Origin of the sequence: Streptomyces sp. NPDC101151, assembly GCF_044768335.1 — a bacterium.
In the GTDB taxonomy this organism is placed as follows: domain Bacteria; phylum Actinomycetota; class Actinomycetes; order Streptomycetales; family Streptomycetaceae; genus Streptomyces.
On the sequence record NZ_JBIWPP010000009.1, the window covers coordinates 227,271 to 244,182 of the forward strand.

Here is a 16,912-nt window from a genome sequence, read left to right on the forward strand (position 1 = left end):
GCCATCCTCTCAGGTTAGGGGTTGCAGATTGGACACACTGTACCGCGCCGGACGACCGAGGTTTCAAACCCGTACGTCTTCGCTAGCCATTCGTCCTTCCTACGCTGACCCCTGGTGTAGTTCGACTTATTCACCTTCACTTCATAAAGGTGAAGGTTTCCGTCCGGGTTCCTGACTGCGATATCCACTTGACGCCTGCCGTAAGGGGTCCACAAATCAAGTCCATTCCCGTAGCTCTCGCTATAGATATCAGACTTGTTGTAGAACTTCTCAAACGTCTCCGTCATTTCATCGACACCGGCAGCGCCACGGGCTTTGTCATGCGGGCGAATGCCGCAGTTGCTGTTGTGAACGAGTACCGGCGTCTCGCCTGCCAGCACATAGTACGCGTGAAGGTCTTCGACGGTGAGGTTGTATGTGCGTGTGTGTGCCGAATATGGACGGTTCGCTGTTACTTCTGCGGTGGAGCCGTCCGACTTCCGCAGGTGCATGCTGGCTGTGAGGTCGCCTGCGCTGACCCACTGGCCGAGTTCTGGGACCCAGAAGGGGTGTTCGTGTGTGGCCGTGAGCTTGTGCTCGCCAGCCGGCGTTTTGATCGTGAGTTCGTTGAAGTGTTTGTCGTGGTCGTTGACGATTAGGCGGGTGACCTTACGCGGGCCGGTTTCCCCGGTTTCGGGGTCCGTGGCCAGTACTTCGTCGCCGACCTTCACGTCCTCGATGTTCTTCGAGGACTCGTCTGCCAAGAGGACCTTGGTGCCTGCGAGGAAGCAGTTGCAGTCACCGGGCCTTTGGCGCAGGCGTAGTCCGCCGAGCCCGATGCGTCCCGGTCCTTCTCCGCCGTCGGCGGCGAGGGCCACCCCGGCCGCTATGGCCGCGCCTTCGCCCCAACTGAGCCCTTCGGGGCACTTCCCGACCGCCAGGCAAGCGGCGCCTTTCGCGTTGTTGACGTTCGAGGAGTTGAGGGGGAAGGACTGGTCGGTGCAGCCGTCGCGTCCGTAGGGGTCGCAGAGGTAGTCGAGCTTTTTGTAGAACGCATTGATGTACGCGGGTGCCTTGCTCCAATTGGCTTTTACCTTGACGGTGGGGTAGACGGATATGTATCCGTCACCGTCGTAGTCGTACTGGGCACCGCCTTCGTCCTTCCAGGTGACCGTGGGCCGCTTGTCGGTTCCGTCACGGACACAGCCGCCGGGTTTGGTACAGGGTGCCGTGCCGCCGACGTCCGCGTTCAGGATCTGACCGGTCGGGTCCGACTTGGAGACCGGGCTGTTGTTGCTGTAGGCGTACCCGTTCATCTGGAGCGGGTCTGTGACGTCGATGATCGGGTCGGCGGAGAGGAAGCGTCCGGTGTTCTGGTCGTACTCGCGGGCGCCGATGTGGGTGAGGCCGGTGGTCGTGTCGTCGATGCCGACGCCCAGGTAGCTGTGTTTGTTGGGCCAGTTCGACGGCTTGGGCCCGCGGAGTTCGCCGTAGGGTTTGAAGGCGCGGCGGGTGACCGGCTGGGTGCCGGACAGTTGGACTGTCGTGCTTGCCGTGCCGAGGTTGTCCGTGATGAGGGCGTTGAGCTGATGGCCGGTCGTGGCGCCGTTGCTGGTGGTGCGGACGACCGTGGGTGCGCCGGATTGGGAGTAGGAGCGTGACGCCTCGGTGATCGTGCCTGTCGCGTTCGTCGTCAGTTCCGTCTCGCCCAGGTACAGGGTCGATCCGGACGCAGAGTTTTCGAGCAGGCGATTGCCGGCGGCGTCGTAGACGTAGGTCGTCTTGTGGCCGTCGTCGGTAATGGAGTCGAGCTTGTTCTCCGGGGACCAGACGAGGTTTTGGGTGGTGTTGGCAAGGTCGCGGACCTGGGTGTTGCCGGTGTCGTCGTAGGTAAAGGAACTGCCCTTGCCCGGCGGAGTGGAGCTGATGCTCGTGGCCGTGTGCGGCTGCTTCGTGTAGGCCGGGGTGGTGCCGTTTCCGGTGACTGTCTTGCCGTAGTGGTAGGTGTAGGCGACGTTCTTGGTTGCGTCCGCGGGGTCGTGTTCGGTCATTGCGGTGCGGTTGCCGAGCCAGTCGAAGCTGAAGGACTGGCGGTAGGCGGTGGCGCCGGTGGACACGGTTGCGGTCTCCGGGGCGGCGGCTGTGAGGGTGGAGGCAAGCGAGGTGTCCGGGGTTGCCGGATCGGCGACGTCGTCGGGGGCGTCTGCGATGGGACCTGAGGACGGCGCGTAGTCGGTGCGATAGCCCCAGGTGGTGCCGTTGGAGGCCTTGCAATCCGTGCCGCTGCCGGTCGGCGTGATGTTCGAGGTCCAGGCGTGGACCACTTCACCCATGACGTCGTAGGTGAAGCACTGGGTGTCCCAGGCGTCACCGGTTGCCTCGCTGAGTTTGCGGGCGTTGGAGGTGATGATGCCGGAGGTGTCGTAGGCGTAGTAGCTGTCGGTGATGCGGTGAGGGCTTGCGGTTTCGCGGTCCGCCAGCGTGCGCTCGAGACGGCCGGTGTGCGGGTCGACGAAGTTGGTTGTCCAGATGCGGGAGGGCTGGGATCCGGAGACGGTGCGCAGTGCTTCGCCATAGGGCGAGTAAGTGGCGTCGGCGGTGTACCAGGTCAGGCCGGAGGTAGATTCGGGCAGGCCGTCGGAGGCGTAGCGGGTGACGACCTTTTCCTTCGCGAGGCCGCCTACGGCTGGCAGCGTGACCGACTGCTGCTTACCGGTGGGGGTGTAGGTGTAGGTGTAGGTGTACGTGCCGGCCAGACCGGTGGTCATCGAGTTGGAGGGGATGACCGTCTCGTTGCCGGTGGGGTGGTAGTCGGCGTCGTAGCCGGTGACGCGGGTGGTGTAGTCGCCGTTGTCGGTGTGCCGACTGGAGCTCCCGGGCTGCCCTATTCCCCCGGGTGCATCGTCGTAGCTGTATGCGGTGACCGGAGAGGAGGCGGCGGAGCCCCGACGGACGGCCTTCACCCGGCCGAGCAGGTCGTACTCGGTGAAGGTCTCCTGCTGGCGGGCGTCCTTGGTGCGGTTGGGGCGGTCGGCGTCGTCGTACCAGGTGTACGTGGTGCCCGTGTCGGGATCGGTGGAGGAGGTGACACGTCCTCGGGCGTCGTAGGTGTAGGTCCAGACGTTGCCCGCGGGATCGGTGACCGTGCTGCGGTTGCCTCGCGCGTCGTAGTCGTACCGCGTCGTGCGGCCGGCCGTGGCGTCGGAACTCTCCTGGGTGTAGTGCTTCATGGAGGTGACCCGTCCGAGCGCGTCGTAGTACGTGCGGGTCGTGGGGGCGGTCGAGCCCGCAGGGTTCACCCAGGTGCTGGTGTAGCTGTAGCTGGTGTAGGCGGCGTATTTGTAATCGCCGTTGTAGTAAGTGGAGGCGCGGATCTCGCGCTCCATGCCGTCGTAGCGGTGCTTGACGTAGCTGGGGATCGACGCCTTGGACCGAGGAGCGAACAGCTGCGTGTCCGGTTCGTCCTTGGCCAGGTAGCCGCCGGTTCGCTCGTCGACCAGGCCGTGGTCGTTATAGCTGGTATCGGTGATGATCCGCCCAGGGCCGTGAGCCTGGGTCTGTGTTTGGACCTCGCGCATCAAGCCGTCGTAGAGGGTGACCTGGCTGGCGTAGGTGCCGTCGTCGTTGAGTGTCTGGACAGTGACGGCGGTGGGCCGCATCTCCTTGCTCGTGGCGATGGCCGGCAGGTAGCCGATCACGGTGTCGGGGGACGTGCCGCCGGACGACCGAGAGGCCGACCAGCCCTTTGTCAGTCGGCCGAGGGCGTCGTACGCGCTGCGGGTGATGCGTCCGTTGGGGTCGGTGACGGTGAGCGGAAGGCCGCGGCCCGGGTCGAACGTGGTGGTGGTGGCCTGCCCCTTGGCGTTGATCGCCTTGGTCTCGGTGACCGGACCGCCCGCTGCGGGGGTGTACTGGATCTCCTGAGTGCCCTGGCCGGGTTTGGTGACTTTACGGACGCGGCCCAGATCGTCGTAGATCGTTTCGGTGACGACCGAGTAGGCGGTTCCCGCCCCGTCGATTTCGGCTACCGACGTGGCCCTGCCCTTGGTCGGCGTTGCCGCGTAGGCGAGATTGTCGTAGCTGGTCTGCTGCGCGGACCTCAGCTGGCTGGCCGGATCGGCGGTTGCGTAACCGGTGCACGATGTGCTGGTGGTGCGCTGTTCCTTGGGTAGGCCGATCAACCAGGCTGTCGTGTTGTGCACGTATGACGTCACGGTGCACGTCTGGTCGGTCAGAGTCTCGCCGCTGCCGTCGGGTTTGACGACGGCCGTCTCGACGTGGGTGGGCAGGCCGTAGGTGTCGTCGACCGTGGTGAGAGTGCGGACGGCGCGCCAGCTGCCGTCGTCATCGGTGGTTTGGATGTCGTCGGTGCGCTTGATGCCGGTGCGGTGGGCAAGGAGCGGTTCGGCGTCGGTTCCGTCCTCGTTCTCCCGGGCCCGGGATGCGGTCTGCTTGGACCACGGGTAGATCAGGGTGCGCTTGAGGAGCTGGCGGTCGGAGTTGCGGTAAGTGAGGGTCTCCGCGGTCATGCCGGCGTACTGCGGGGCGTCGTCGGCCAGCAGCGTGGAGGTACGGGTGGAGTCCTTGACCTCACCCCCAGTGCCCTGGAAGTAGCGGTGGACCGAGTACGACTGAGGGTTGACGTCGCCCTGCTCGGAGACGGCCTTGCTGCCCTTGGTGACCGATACCTGCCGGTGGCCGCGCCAGTCGCTGAAGGTGCGTAGGGCCGGGCGGGTGAACTCGTCATCGCTCTTGGACCAGGCCGGCTGCTCATAGGCGTACTTGGTGAGGACGGGTTTGCCGTGCGAGGTGACCTTGTCGGTCTCGATGACGGAGTCGACGACGTACTTGTTGAACCACGCCTTCGCGGGGGTCTTTTCGTCGCCGTCGGGCGACCAGCGGACGGGGTAGCAGTTGCCGTTGGCCTTGCCCCTGTCGTCTGCGGGCTCGGTCCGGCAGCCGCCGGTGTACTCGACCTCGATGTCGCCGCCGTACTCGGTGGAAACGGTGCCGATACGGGGGCGGGTGAACCCGGGACGCTGGTCGTTGTTGCCCCTGCTCACGAGGTTCGGCAGCTGCCGGTCCCTGAGCCAGGTCTTCAGCGGTGAGGTGGAGCCGACGGTGTACTGGGCGAAGCTGATGCCGTCGGCGGACTGGAGGGTTCCGGTGGTGTCGCCGGGGCCGTAACCGGTGCGTGTGATCGAGTTCAGCCACAGCCCCGGGGAGCTGTCGTACCAGTCTTCGGGGAAGGACTGGTGGAGCGTATAGACGTCCACCTTGCCCAGGCTCTGCTGTCCGGCACGGCCGGCCTTCGTGGTTACTGTGTCCAGGCGCATCTGCGTCCAGAAGGACGGGAAGGCCGGGCACAACTTCGAGGTGGACTTGCAGTTGAGGTTGCCGGGGGTGTCCCACCAGGGCCGGTAGGCGCCCGGGTCGCTCGTCTTGTCGAAGTTGCCCGCAGCGCACGCGGTCGGCGACTTCAGGCAGCGCTGCTCGGCGCCGAACTCCACAGTCGCGGACGGTTTGGTGAGGCTGTCCGGGCGCATGCCGTAGTCGATCGTTGTCGGGTGCTGCGCACGGTCGTACTGCTCGGGAGACTTGAACTTCTTACGGACGGCGTAGTAGTTCGTCTCCTGCTTGTAGTTGACGATCATCGCGTTGCCGTTGATGTCGACGACCTTGTCCAGGCCCCAGCGCCACGCCTGCTGCTTGCCCGAACCGCAGCGCGAGTCCGCGAAGGCATCGCCGTGGCAGGGCTCACCGGGATGGTTGCCGAAGACGGGAACGGTGGAAACGGAGTCGGTGTCGGCGTGGCCACCGCCGACCTGGTTGAGGCCGTAGTAGTACTGGGTGCCGTCGCGGGTGGTGACCACCCAGTACTCGCCGTTGTTGTCGTCGTTGCTGCCACCGACGCGGTGCTCGACGCGGGTGCCGTCGTCCTGCTGGGGCCGGTAGAACTCGCTGTCCTGCTCCGGGTTGCTGCCGGAGCCGGCGTCACGGACCAGTTCCGTGGTCTTGCCCGCCAGGGACATCACGGCGTTGTACGACACCCAGCAGAGGTCGCTGGTCTTGTCCTTCTTGGCTGTGTTGTTGGGGGCGCCTGCGTTCAGCTCTTTGCGATCGTCCTGGCAGGGGCGGTAGCGGCGCTCGATGTAACCGGGGTCGTAGGACCAGCCCTCGCCGATCCACGAGGATTGCCCGGAGGAGACGGCAGTACGCCCGTCCACCGACTGCGAGTTGTAGTTGAACGAGATCGCCGGCGCGGGGCCGGACGGCGGGCTGGGCACGGTCAGCGGGTAGGACCAGGTGAACGCGCCCGATGATCCTCCCGCCTCCCACTTGCCATCCGGGGCAAGCGGCGTCGCCTTGAATGTGCCGCCTGCCCCGCCGCCCGAGTCGACGGCGGCGACGACTGCGGTAGCGGGGCCCGCCGCCACGGGAGTTGTCGAGGCGGTCCTGTGGTAGGCCGCCTGGATCACACCGGCACGATCGGACGGCGTGGAGGCGGCGGAGGCTGGGGTCGTCGCGGTGTCGGCCGCCGGGTCGACGGTCGCGGTCAGGGACTTCAACGCCGAGTCGTTTGTCGTCTCCAGGTCCTCGTATTGCTGGCACGCCTCGTCGTCCGGCGCCGTCAGATAGCAGTCGGGGAACTGGACGAGTCGCAGCCGCGATGCCCAGTCGGCACCGTAGAGGTTGTTGAACTTGGAGTAGTCCAATTTCACCGACACCGGCACGGAGCCGGTGGCGGGAGCCTGAACCACCATGAGGGCGCCGTCGATTCCCACGCTCGCCGCCGTTGTGCGGTCGGGGATGGAGACCTGCCATTTGCCGGTGGGAGCCGGCTGGTCCGGGCTTTGGCCCAGGCTCACCGGGAGATTACCGACGGGGCGGAGCGCCATCTGGTCGGCCGTCGCGTGTGCGGAGGCCGTCGTCGCTGTGGAACCGAAGTCGACCGAACCGGAGAGATCCGACGGCGGAGAGGCGGTGTTCGTAGCGACAGACAGCTGGTCGTCGGGGATTTCCGCTCGGAGGCTGGCCACCTTGGGCCGGGCGGCCTGACCCGGCACCGGCACATCTCGTTTCAGTGCCTCGAGGTTCACCGATTCCCGACCGACCTCCGCTTTCAACGGGTCCGGCGGCAGTGCCATGGCCTGGGCAGGCAGCAAACCGACCAGTAGTGCCGTCGCAGTCACAGGCACAGCGGTCCGGGCGAGGCGACGCTTGCGGGCCATGAGGAGTCGATCAAACACGGCGGGGTCCCCCCGGACCACTTGAAGCGGGACCGGAGTTGGGCCACGCGTGACGGCGTATCAAACAGCGGAGATTCTGTGATCAAGCTGTGAGTGAATGCCAGGCGTGGGGAGCCAATGTGAACATTGTCACGGTGCGTAATGACTCGCTACGCAGTGAAAGCGGCCAAGCGTTGGAAAGGCCTTGAGGTGGGATTTGTCAGGCTGTTGAGAGCTATCGGGCATAGCGACACCTGGATCTTCAAAAGCGGCGCCGATTGGCCCCGACTCGACAGCCTTCGCCCCGTGTTGCTCCATAGGGGCTGCCCTCCCGTTTCACACACCCCATCCGCATGCCGTAAGCGGGCGATGCTCCGCCAGCCCGTACGACCACGACATTCACAAGATGACGACAGAGTGCTCATAGGTCATCATCGGCTGGCTCGAGCCGCGCTCCGCTCGGATGCGGCTGCGAGGGGGAAAGGGGAACTCGGTCGATGACACTCAACTGGCGCCGCAGGCCAGGCCGCCGGACCGGCGCCGTGCTGCTCGCAAGCGTGCTCGCCACGTCCGGCATCGTCTACGCGGGACTGCGGCTCGATGGCGACGCGGCGCCATCCGACGGCCATCACCGGCAGCGGACCGTCACCGTCACCGAGGGCACCGCCCTTGCACAAGCAGCGCGGACAGGCCAGAACATCGAAGTCACCGCCGCCCGCACCGCCTCCACCACCACCTGGGCCCGCCCCGACGGGCTCATGCAGAAGCAGCTCTACTCATCGCCCATCCGGGCCAAGGTGGACGGTCAGTGGAAGAAAATCGATGCGAGGCTGCACCGCACACAGGCCGGGTGGGAGCCAAAGGCGACCAACACCCGCATCGTCTTCTCAGCCGGCTCGAGAAGCGGCGCCCGGCATACCAATCGCTCGACCACGCACCGTGTCTCCCTGCTGAACGGCACGGCCGCCGACTCGGGAACACCACTCGTCACCCTGCACGTCGGCGACCACGACATCCAGCTCACGTGGCCCGGCCCCGTCCCTAGCCCCATCATCGACGGCAACCGCGCGCTGTACCCGGACATTTTCTCGGGCGGCGACCTGGTCCTCACCGCCGACGACGACGGCTTCGCCCAGCTGGTCGTGCTGAAGAACCGCCAGGCCGCCTCCGACCCGCACGTGCAGCAGCTGGCCTACGGGCTGCACTCCGCCGACCTCACTTTCCAGCTCGACCCGGTCACCGGCATTGTCGGCGCCAACAACGCCTACGGCGACGAGGTCGCCATGTCCCCCACGCCGCTGATGTGGGACAGCAGCGGCACGCCGGCCATCACCGACGGCACCGTGGGCGCGAGCACTCAGCCGACCGAGCCCGAGACACCCGACGCGACCGACTCCATCAGCCCGACCCCGAGCGACAGCCCTTCTCCGGCTGACGAAGACCCGGTGGAGAGCGACGAACAGAGCGACACCGACGTCGAGACCCTGCCGTCCGCCAGCGACGGTCCCGAGCCCTCGGTACCCGAATCCCCCCTGCCCTCCGCACCCCCGGAGCCGACACCAGATCCCTCGCAGACAGGGTCAGCAGCGACGCTGACCCTGCGCCAACTGGACGGACCCTCGCCGGACTCGCGTGGATCGCTGGTCGACGCCGACCTGGCGGCCGGCAAGTGGACCCTCACCCCGGACCAGGAATTTCTGACCGACCCGGCAACCACGTACCCCGTGTTCATCGATCCCTCGGTCAAGAAACACATCCAGCACTGGACCACGGCCTACAACCGCTTCCCCAAGGCGACGTTCTACGATGGAAAGGGCTTCAACAAGGGCGGCACCCACGAAGCACGCGTCGGCTTCGAATCCGACACCTGGGGCACCTCCCGCTCCTTCTTCAACATCACCTTCGACAAGGACCTCAAGGGCACCAAGATCACCCGGGCGAAGCTGAGCATGCTGGAGACCTACTCCTGGTCCTGCAGCGCCCGTTCCATGAGCGTGCACCTGACCGGAGAGGTCGACTCGCACACCAACTGGAGCAACGCGCCTAAACTGCACGACGGCAACAAGCTGGCGACCAAGAGCTTTGCGCACGGCTGGAAGGCCTCCAGCTGCCATGACGACTACGAAGCCTTCGATGTCCGGCGGGGGGTACAGCAGGCCGCCGACGACGGCGACGACACCATCACCTTCGGACTGCGCGCACGCGACGAGAACTCCCAGTACGCGTGGAAGAAATTCCAGGCCGACGGCGACTACGCGCCCGTCCTGGAGATTGTCTACAACCGCAAACCCACCATCGTCCCCGGCTCCCTCGACCTGGGACCGGACGCCAGGTGCACCACCACCAAGCCCTATGTGCGCATGGGCTCAGGGAACCTGACCTTCACCGTCAAGGCCACCGACAAAGACAAGAACCTCGACTACATCGACTTCGACCTGTGGCCCACGGGGAAGTGGACCACCACGGGTGACCTGCTCCGCTCCGCCGGCAAAAAGACCGTGGGCGGCGACACCGACACCGCACTGCGCACCGCTACCTTCTCGACCGGCGGCCTGACCAACGGCACCGTCTACTCCTGGCGCGCACAGGCCTGGGACGACGACGGCAGTTCATCGAGCTACGCCCCGGCCACGACACCGTGCCGGTTCGTCCTCGACACCGCCGCTCCCAGACCGCCCAAGGTCAGCTCCACCGACTTCCCGGACGCCGACGGCAAAGACAACGGATTCGGCAACGACACAGAGGATGCCAGCTGGAGCACCAAGAAGTTCGGCACCCCCGGCTCCTTCACCTTCCGCGCCCTCAATACCGACGCCGCGCGCTATGAATACGGCTTCAACTCTCCCAACTACCCCTTCACTGTTACACGGAAGGCCGGCACCGACCCCTCCGTCAGCGCCACGATCACCGACGCCAAACCCCCGGCCGCAGGCCCCAACGTGCTGTACGTCCGCACCGTCGACAGTGCCGGTAACCCCTCGGAGCCCACGAAGTACTTCTTCTACGTGACTCCAAGAGATCAGGCCGACAAGGCTGGTGACTTCACCGGCGACGGCATGCCTGACCTCTTTGCCGTCACCGAGGCCGGCAACCTCGCCCTGTACCCCTCCGAGGCCGACAAGACCGACCTCACCAAGCCCACCGGCGACCTCGACTACTCCATGCCCGGCGCCTACCGCGCCAACCCCAGGAAGGACCCCAACGGCGATGACCTGCCACCATTCGCCGGTCCGCCCTCCGGCCACTTCAAGAACGCCCTGATCACCCACAACGGAGACATCTACGGCGGAGACGGCCTGCAGGACCTCGTCGCACGGGTCGACGGCAGACTCTGGGTCTACCCCGGAGACGGCTACGGCGCCGTCAACATCGACCAGCGCCGCGAAATCCTGTTGCCCGCAGCAGCACCCAACCCTGCGGACTTCACCCAGATCATCAGCGCCGGCGACGCCACCGGAGACGGCCGCACCGACTTCTTCGCCACCGTCAAGAATGGCGCCGACGACGAACTGTGGGCTCTGACCGGCTACCACGGCGCGACCATCGACCAGGCCATCCGCCTCGCCGGCTCCGGATGGAAGGACCGTGACCTCGTCACCGCCCAGGACATCAGCGGCGACGGCACCACCGATCTGCTCTTCCGCAGTGACGTCTCCGGACGCCTCCTGCTCCGCAAGGGCATCCCCGCCGACAGTGGCGGAGCGGACCTCAACTCCCTCGCCCTCGCGGCGAACTCCTCCGGAGGAGCCGACCTCGAATACGCCGCATCGGGCTGGGCCAGCAGCAGCTTCCCGCTCCTGATCGGCACACCGAGCGCCAACGCGGACACCGTTCCTGACATCTGGGCCATCCGCGCCGACGGATCCGTCCGCTTTTACGCAGGCGGCAAGAGCACCGTCACCGGTTCCGGAACGGAGGCCATTTCCCCCAAGGACTACTGGCAGACCCGCATCGCCATCGGCTGAGCCGCCTGCGCAGCGGCCGGCTTCGCACCTCCGGCAGGTTCGAAGTCGGCCCACGCCAGGCCTTTCATGCTGCTGCGACGCCCCCGTCAGTATCGTCGCAATGCGCCGGCCGGGACTCCGTCCACCACGACCACCCGATACCGCCGTCGTGGACGGGACCCCAGGACGGCTTCCCGGATGACGTGGCGTAGGTCCGCTTTGCGCAGCCGTCGGATCTCCGCGTTGGCCAGGGCGGCCGCCTGATCCTGCACCCGTTTCAGCGCCGCCACGGCGGGCTGCATCAACAACGTCACTCCATGTGTGATGGATGCGCGACGCAGCGCACCGCGGCGGATTCGGAGAACCGCTGCGAGGTCAGCCACGCGGTGCTCCGGTATCCGTATCGTGGCCACGCGGGGCTGGCAGTGGATCGGTCGGATGAAGTGGCGGGGCCACGTCGAGGACGTGGAGGGTATCGGGCATTGTTTCCAACCTCAGGCTCGTGATCAGCTGCTGGCCTCGGGCGCCCGACCTGCGTTGGACGGTGCGAGCGGCCAGATGCTCGAAGAAGGGCATGAAACCTGGTGGGACACCTGCGATCCCGGTGTCGCGACGACGGGAACGCTCCCGCTCGATGAAAGGCTGTAGCGCGATCCATGCCCGGATGATCATCGTGGCATTCGCCGAGACGACGAGCTTCTCGTCGATGAGCCTGAACGCGACCAGGATGCCAAGCCACTCGAGCGTCGCACAGACGTTGAAGGCGGCGTCGATGCGCCGTTCCTCCTCTGGAGTCCCGTCGCCGCCCCAGCCCTCCACCAGCCCCGTCCGGGGCGGATGGCGGATGACCAGGTCCAGGTCACGCCGGAAGTCTACCGACCGCAACTCGCGATAGAGGGCCGAGAAAACGCTGAGCCCGTTCGTGTCCGTGGCAATCCGTGTGGCTCGTCGGACTTGATGCACTGCCACCGCCAGCGCACCTACGGCGATCAAGAGTGACACCGCGACATTTAAGGAGTTGAGCATCGGCACTCCGGCTCTGCAGGGTGGCTTCTCGCTTCAATTGTGGTGGTGGCAGGACAGATACGGCTATGGCTCGGGGGGCCGCGCGTGAGCGCAATCGAACGATGGGGGTGGGGGCGCATCGCGATCTCTGCGGACGTGTGCCCCAGCCGCCGACGGAATGCTGGGTTGACTGCTCCACGATGGACGTAGCGGAGGACCGTTACGCGGTCGTGCCGGGGGGAGGAGGAGGCGTGCCCGCCGTTTCCCTGAATGATCGTCTCAATGAGGTACGGCCGACAGTGTGTCCGCCGTAGCCATCACGGAAGCACTGTCACAACCAACTGGAATGATCCGTCACAGCAGGTGCGGTCGGGCAGCCGGAGCACGTTCGTGGAGGCGTGAAGTGACGGTGACCGGGAGAGGGCGGAAGGTGTTGCCCGGTCGCGGACGGCTACGAGCACCTGGACCTGGACGAGATCGACTTCGCGTCGGCAGAGGCGGTAGTCGAGCGGCTGCGGTTGCCGACCCTGGAGAAGGCGCGCGAACTGCTCGTCCGCCGCCGAGGGGACGCGCCCTCTCTGGGTGGCCGACACCCTGGTCGAGCAGCGCGAGGGCGGCATCCGGCCAGACAGAGGGATCGATGTCGGTAGCGGTCAGTCGCCCCTCGTACGTGAGCCGAACCGCGCTCTCGTCGACGTGCTCGACCAACTCGACCGGCCACGGCTGAGGTCCGCGTCACACCCCTGCCACCCGAAGGCCGTCAACAGCGATCAGCAGACTGGAAACTACGTGGTCGCGGGAACCGGGCCGGGGCCTCAGCGATGCGATGCAGCCCTAGTCCATCAGCGGCTTCTCCCATCGAAGCCGAGGCTGCGTGCCTGCCGGTGGCAGCTTGCGCAGGCGATCCCGCGGGCGAGGTCGTCCATGCGGGTACGTACACTGCCGGCCGGCCGATGGTGATCACGCCATGCCGCCGGGTGCTGTTCAGCGGGTGCGCAGCCCCGTCGTCGTCGCGCCGGTGCGATCGCGCAGCAGTGCACGCAGGGTGGTGGCGTGCTCGTAACCGACTTTGCGGGCGATGGTCTCCAGCGACAGATCCGTGGTGCGCAGCAGATGCGTGGCCTGTTCGACGCGCAGGTCCTGGACGAACCGCACCGGGGTGGTGTTCAGGACCCGGCGGACGGTGCGCTGGAGGGTGCGCTCGCTGACACCGAGGGCGTGTGCCGCCTCGGCCAGGCTGTTCGGCGTGTCGAGGTGGCGGCGCGCCCACTGTTCGAACGCTGCGATCAGGGGGTCGCTCTGCGCGAGGGCACTCGGGATGGTGTACGCGGACTGCGACGGGCGCTCGTCGACGACGAGGTAACGGGCGACGAGGTCGGCCAGGGCCGGGCTGGCCATCCGTACGACGGCAAGGGCGAGATCGACATGCCCGAAGGCGGCCCCCGCCGTGGTCACCCCCCGCGATGAGATCACCATGCTGGTCTCGTCGAGTGCGACGGCCGGATAGCGGCGGCGGAAGACGGGCGCCAGCCACCACGTGGTCGTCGCCCGGATGCCGTCGAGGACGCCCGACTCGGCCAGCAGGAAGGTGCCCGTGCAGGCCGAGGCGACGGGTGCCTCCCGGTCGCGCCGCTCGGCCACCAGTTTCCGCACCCTGGCCAGGTCGGTGCCCGCGACGCGGTCCAGAAGGGCATCGGGCCGGCGTTCGGCGAGTGCCGGGACGATCAGCAGATCCGCGGTGTCGGCGGCGCTCGCGGGCTCGGCCGGGACGAGGTGCCCGGCACCGGTGCGCACCTGCCGGCTGAAACCGATCGTCGTGACGTTCCAGGCCGGTGGCGGCTGGGGGAGTTCGCCGCGCATCGCGTTGGCCGCCGCCAGGACGTCCAGGGCAGCGGAGAGCCCCGAATCGAATACGCCTTCGTATGCCAGTACCGACACATCCATGTCGGAAACGCTATCAGGAGTGTCGTTTCCGACACTGGAGAGGGGCGGATCGCCGACCTAGCGTGAGTGGTGTCCCCAGAGAGGGGAGACGCGACCGCACGGACCCGCGTGCCGGGCGATCGCGCCCGGGCGCCCCGATGGCGGGGTGCCGAATCGAGACGAGGAATCCACTGTCATGAACAACATCGGTCTGCTGGCCCGCATCGAGGCCAAGCCGGAGTACGCAGACGAGATCGCCCGGTTGCTGACCGGGGCCCTGCAGCTCGCCGAGGAGGAGAAGCGGACCGTGACGTGGTTCGCCTTCCGTGAGGACGCCACCACCTTCGGCGTCTTCGACACCTTCGAGAACGACGAGGACCGCACCGCGCACCTGCGCGGACGGATCGCCGCCGCGCTCATGGGGGCCGCGGAGACCATGCTCGCCTCGGCGCCCGACATCCGGCCCGTCGACCTGCTCGCGGTCAAGCTCCCCTGAGCGGATCCCTACGCCGCGCAGCGCACCCACGAGACACCGAACCACAGGAGACCCACCGACCATGACATCGATGCCCCCGGCCCCGGCGACGGACACCGGAGCCTCGCACGGCACGGGCCCCGCCGTACGCTCACGCACCCACACGTGGGCGCCGCCCACCGGCTACGCCGACGGTGTCGGCCGCTCGGGTCTGGAGGTGCTCCAGATGTGTGTCGAGGGCCGCTTTCCGCAGGCGCCGATCTGCGGCACGCTCGGATTCCGCCTCGTGGGGGCGGAGCACGGCCGGGCCGTCTTCGAGGGCGAGCCCGCCGAGCACCTGCTCAACCCCATGGGCACCGTGCACGGCGGCTTCCTCGCCACACTCCTCGACTCGGCCCTCGGCAGCGCCGTGATGTCCACGCTCCCCGTGGGGCGCGCCTACACCACGATCCAGCTCGGCGTGCACATGGTGCGCCCCGTCTTCGCCGACACCCCGACCCTGCGTTGCGAGGGCACCGTGATCCATGCGGGCCGCACCACCGCGACCGCCGAGGCGAGGGTCACCGGTACTGGGGACGGGAAGCTCTACGCGCACGCCACCACCACCTGCGCGGTCTTCGCGCTGCCTGAACAGGCCTGACCGAGGAGCCTGACCGAGTGGCCCGACAGAGGGGCCCGACGGAGGGGGACGCCAGGTCCGGCTGACGGCGGGACCGCACGCAATGCAGCAGGCCGGGGCGATGGCCGATGTCCATCGCCCCGGCCTCTTCCCATGCGCACCAGTGCCGCCTGACACCAGCACGCGTGAACGGCCGGTGAAGGAATCGGCACGGATAATTCTTGATCATTCCTTGGTGATTCAACCAGTGCAAAGGGCTGCACGTTTGCTTTCGGGTTGCTCCGAACGTGCGTAAGTCCTGTGGAGATCGCCCCCAGGTGGGCCGTCATGACCAGGGCCAGGGGATTGATCTGGCCGCGACAAGTCGGCACGCTCCAGAGCGCGAGCAGGACTCTGCCGCTTGAACGCGAATCCCCCCACATAACGAGGAGACCCCTCTTGACGGCGCATCACAAACGCATGGGCAAGGCCAAGACCGTCACCGCGATCGCGGCCGCCGCAACCGTCGTCGGTACGGCCCTGTACGTCTCCCCTGCCGCCCAAGCGGATCAGCCCGCGGAAGGCAAGGTCTACGGCCTCAACGCCGAAGGTGCCGTGGCCGGCAGCTACATCGTCCTCATGGACCAGAAGGCTTCCCAGGACGAGAAGCAGGACCTGGCCACGGAGTACGGCGGCAAGATCAGCCGGACCTTCGGCTCGGCGGTCAACGGCTTCTCCGCCGACAGCCTCAGCGAGACCGAGGCCAAGCGCCTGGCCGCCGACCCCTCGGTCGCCACGGTCGTACAGAACAAGAAGTTCCACATCGATGCCACCCAGGACAACCCGCCGTCCTGGGGCCTGGACCGCATCGACCAGAAGGACACGGCCGGCGACAAGAAGTACACCTATCCGGACAAGGCCGGCGAGGGGGTGACCGCGTACGTCATCGACACCGGCGTCCGCATCAGCCACAAGGACTTCGGCGGCCGAGCCAGTTACGGATTCGACGCCGTCGACAATGACAACAGCGCCGACGACGGCAACGGCCACGGCACCCACGTGGCCGGAACCATCGCCGGAACGGCCCACGGTGTGGCCAAGAAGGCCAAGATCGTCGCGGTCAGGGTGCTCGACAACAACGGCTCCGGAACCACCGAGCAGGTCGTTGCCGGCATCGACTGGGTGACCAAGAACCATCAGGGGCCCTCGGTGGCCAACATGAGCCTCGGTGGAGGCGCCGACCCCGCGCTCGACGAGGCGGTCAGCAAGGCCATCGCCTCCGGTGTCACGTTCGCGGTCGCCGCCGGCAACGAGTCGGCGGACGCAGGGCAGAGTTCACCGGCCCGAGTCCCCGAGGCCATCACGGTCGCGTCCAGCACCAAGGAAGACGCCCAGTCGGACTTCTCCAACTTCGGCAAGCTGGTGGACCTGTACGCGCCGGGCTCGGACATCACCTCCGACTGGAACGACAGCGACCAGGGGACCAAGACGATCTCCGGCACCTCCATGGCGACCCCCCACGTCACCGGAGCCGCAGCCGTCTACCTGGCCGGACACCCGGACGCCACCCCGGCTCAGGTCGCCACCGCGCTGACCGGCGGGGCAACCAGTGACAAGATCACCAACCCGAGCAGCGGAACGCCCAACAAGCTGCTGAAGGTGACCGAGTAGCCCTTGCTCCCACCTCGTGCGCGGCACGAGAACACTGCAGCCCGGTGGTGCCGTCAGCGCGTACAGCAGCGGCACCGCCGGGCCGCGT

At 66.9% G+C, this 16,912-nt stretch carries 9 protein-coding genes; 5 read left to right on the forward strand and 4 right to left on the reverse strand.

Features of this window, described 5'->3' with window-relative positions:
- Nucleotides 1-14: 14 nt before the first annotated feature.
- Nucleotides 15-7,211: a polymorphic toxin-type HINT domain-containing protein gene (locus ACIRU3_RS19755; RefSeq protein ID WP_404057918.1), complete on the reverse strand. Its 7,197-nt coding sequence runs from the start codon at nt 7,209-7,211 to the stop codon at nt 15-17.
- Nucleotides 7,212-7,705: 494 nt separating this feature from the next.
- On the opposite strand from ACIRU3_RS19755, the gene ACIRU3_RS19760 reads away from it, so the two are divergent.
- Nucleotides 7,706-11,173 carry a DNRLRE domain-containing protein gene (locus ACIRU3_RS19760; RefSeq protein ID WP_404057797.1) on the forward strand — a complete coding sequence of 1,156 codons (3,468 nt, stop codon included), beginning with the start codon at nt 7,706-7,708 and terminating at the stop codon, nt 11,171-11,173.
- A gap of 86 nt (nt 11,174-11,259) precedes the next feature.
- Here ACIRU3_RS19760 and ACIRU3_RS19765 read toward each other — a convergent pair whose 3' ends face one another.
- Nucleotides 11,260-11,535 carry a hypothetical protein gene (locus ACIRU3_RS19765; protein ID WP_404057799.1) on the reverse strand — a complete coding sequence of 92 codons (276 nt, stop codon included), beginning with the start codon at nt 11,533-11,535 and terminating at the stop codon, nt 11,260-11,262.
- Nucleotides 11,528-12,178, reverse strand: coding sequence for a hypothetical protein (locus ACIRU3_RS19770; RefSeq protein WP_404057801.1), 651 nt, complete (start codon nt 12,176-12,178; stop codon nt 11,528-11,530). Before ACIRU3_RS19770 ends, ACIRU3_RS19765 begins: the two co-directional genes overlap by 8 nt.
- 455 nt (nt 12,179-12,633) lie before the next feature.
- Between ACIRU3_RS19770 and ACIRU3_RS19775 the strand changes: the two genes are divergently transcribed.
- A complete protein-coding gene (locus ACIRU3_RS19775) occupies nt 12,634-12,807 on the forward strand; it encodes a hypothetical protein (protein WP_404057920.1) in 174 nt (57 codons plus the stop codon).
- Nucleotides 12,808-13,141: 334 nt separating this feature from the next.
- Here the strand turns inward: ACIRU3_RS19775 and ACIRU3_RS19780 are convergent, their stop codons facing one another.
- Nucleotides 13,142-14,101 carry a GlxA family transcriptional regulator gene (locus ACIRU3_RS19780; protein ID WP_404057803.1) on the reverse strand — a complete coding sequence of 320 codons (960 nt, stop codon included), beginning with the start codon at nt 14,099-14,101 and terminating at the stop codon, nt 13,142-13,144.
- A gap of 175 nt (nt 14,102-14,276) precedes the next feature.
- Here ACIRU3_RS19780 and ACIRU3_RS19785 point away from each other — a divergent pair, with 175 nt between their 5' ends.
- The 3 genes from ACIRU3_RS19785 to ACIRU3_RS19795 all read left to right on the forward strand — a co-directional run bounded on the left by ACIRU3_RS19785 (nt 14,277) and on the right by ACIRU3_RS19795 (nt 16,824).
- Complete coding sequence (locus tag ACIRU3_RS19785) at nt 14,277-14,576, forward strand: putative quinol monooxygenase (RefSeq protein ID WP_404057805.1); 300 nt, start codon at nt 14,277-14,279, stop codon at nt 14,574-14,576.
- A gap of 61 nt (nt 14,577-14,637) precedes the next feature.
- Nucleotides 14,638-15,195, forward strand: coding sequence for a PaaI family thioesterase (locus tag ACIRU3_RS19790; protein WP_404057807.1), 558 nt, complete (start codon nt 14,638-14,640; stop codon nt 15,193-15,195).
- A gap of 438 nt (nt 15,196-15,633) precedes the next feature.
- Nucleotides 15,634-16,824, forward strand: a complete 1,191-nt coding sequence (locus ACIRU3_RS19795) for a S8 family peptidase (protein WP_404057922.1) — start codon at nt 15,634-15,636, stop codon at nt 16,822-16,824.
- The last annotated feature ends 88 nt before the right edge of the window (nt 16,825-16,912 follow it).